General features: G+C 44.7%; 2 protein-coding genes. Both read left to right on the forward strand.

Annotated features, from left to right (window positions below; translation table 11 throughout):
* Positions 1–199: hypothetical protein (locus tag QUA25_RS29085; protein WP_333043161.1), on the forward strand; the 199-nt coding region annotated here is incomplete at its 5' end.
* 60 nt (positions 200–259) lie between these two features.
* The gene (locus QUA25_RS29090; RefSeq protein ID WP_333043163.1) at positions 260–1,993 is read left to right on the forward strand and encodes an IS1634 family transposase; all 1,734 of its coding nucleotides are present in this window, start codon (positions 260–262) and stop codon (positions 1,991–1,993) included.
* Positions 1,994–2,156: the final 163 nt, after the last annotated feature.

A 2,156-nucleotide genomic window follows, 5' to 3' on the forward strand; every position in this document is an offset into this window, starting at 1 on the left:
AAGTTACATTATCCGATATGAGGAATTGGTTTACTCACTGCTGTTATTGTACCTCATCTATCTGAGAAACGCTATATTTCTCAGAAATCTACGGCAATTAATGAATTTAAACGGAACTTACCCCCTGCGGGGTAGTTCCGTTAAACTCGATCCCATACGAGCTATAGGTTTAGACGGTTTGAGCGACTTGCCTGCGTAGCCATGTAATTTAAGATTTTATTAAGATTGTTTGGTGGCAAAGCCTGGGAGAATTGTAGTCATGCACATCGAAAGAGTCCCCAACCGCAATTCCCCACCCGCTGTCCTCTTACGTCAGTCTTACCGAGAGGATGGCAAAGTACGCAAGCGCACCCTAGCTAACCTCTCTAAACTGCCGGATGAGGCTATCGAAGGACTGCGAGTTTTGCTTAAAGGTGGCACCGCTATTTCTAGCTTAGAATCAGCCTTTGAGATCCAATGTTCCCTACCTCACGGTCACGTCGCTGCCGTGTTAGGAACACTCAAAAATATTGGACTAGAATCACTAATTAGCGATCGAGCAAGTCGCCAACGAGATCTAGTCACCGCGATGATAGTGGCGCGAATTATCGACCCGGTCTCAAAATTAGCTACCGCACGCGGACTATCGACAGATACCTGTAACAGCACGCTTTGTGAAATATTAAAAGTTCAAGATGCTGATGCTGACGAGCTTTATGAAGCAATGGATTGGTTAGACCAACGACAAGCAGAAATCGAACAAAAAATAGCCGCCAAACATCTGTGTGAAGGTAGCTTAATTCTCTACGATGTCACCTCTACTTATTTTGAAGGAACCACCTGTCCCCTGGCTCAATACGGCTATTCGCGGGACAAAAAGAGAGGGAAATTACAAATCATTTTTGGCTTACTTTGTAACGCCGCTGGATGCCCGATCGCTGTCGAAGTATTTGAAGGAAACGTCAACGATGCTAAAACCTTAAGTCCTGTACTGGAAAAAGTCCGCCATCGGTTTGGGATACAACGGTTAGTATTAGTGGGCGCTCGGGGTGTACTTACTTCGGCGAGAATTGAAGAAGAGTTAAAAGGGACAGAAGGTTTAGATTGGATTACAGCCTTGAGAGCGCCACAAATCCGAGAGTTGGTAGAACAAGAGGCGATACAACTGTCATTGTTTGACCAAAAAGATTTAGCTGCCATTCAATCTCCAGATTATCCAGGAGAGAGGTTAATCGCCTGTCGCAATCCGTTTTTAGCCGAAGAAAGAGCTGCTACTAGGGAAGCACTGCTACAAGCAACTGAGAAAGAATTAAACAAAATCGTCGCGGCAACAACTCGCTCTCAACGTCGGTTAGTGGGAGCCGAAAAGATTGGGGTGAGAGTGGGAAAAATTATCAATCGCTACTCTGTAGCCAAGCATTTTAATCTGTCGATTACCGACAACAGTTTCAGCTACGAACGCCACAGTGAGAAAATTGCAGCCGAAGCAAATTTAGATGGAATGTACGTGATTCGTACTTCGGTTTCCGAGTCGATATTAGATGACCCCTCAACTGTGAAGGCATATAAGAGTTTGTCTCAAGTAGAGCAGGCATTTCGCTGTTATAAAACTATTGATTTGAAGGTGCGCCCGATTTATCATCATTTAGCGCATCGGGTGCGAGCGCACGTGTTTTTATGCTTGTTGGCTTATTACGTGGAATGGCATATGCGCGAGAGATTAGCGCCGCTGCTATTTGAGGAGGAAGAGTCGTTAGAGCCTCTGCAATCTCCTTCAGTCGTTGTCCCGAATAAATCCCAGACCCAGGCTAGGCGGAAAGCTTCAACAAAACGTAATTCTGAGTGTTTTCCAGTTCAAAGTTTTCGGACATTGCTGACTAATTTGGCGACGATTACTAAAAACCGGGTGCAGCCTAAATTGGGGGGTTTTTCAGTTAGCTTTGACAAACTGACGATACCGAGTTCTTTACAGCAGAAAGCCTTCGATTTGCTAGAGGTTTCACTGGCTTTGTAGTCATGTAGCGGACCCTGGCTCAAGTCCGAGTGCCCCACTGATGGGGGTTTGAAATGCAACTTTCAAAGGGTGCGGGGTAAGTTCCGTTTAAAAATAACTTACATCAACAGATAAAAGCTTTACTAGACAAAGCTTTACCTCAAGTAAACAAATATAAAAAAGT

The sequence above is a fragment of the Microcoleus sp. Pol17C6 genome (assembly GCF_036701145.1).
In the GTDB taxonomy this organism is placed as follows: domain Bacteria; phylum Cyanobacteriota; class Cyanobacteriia; order Cyanobacteriales; family Microcoleaceae; genus Microcoleus.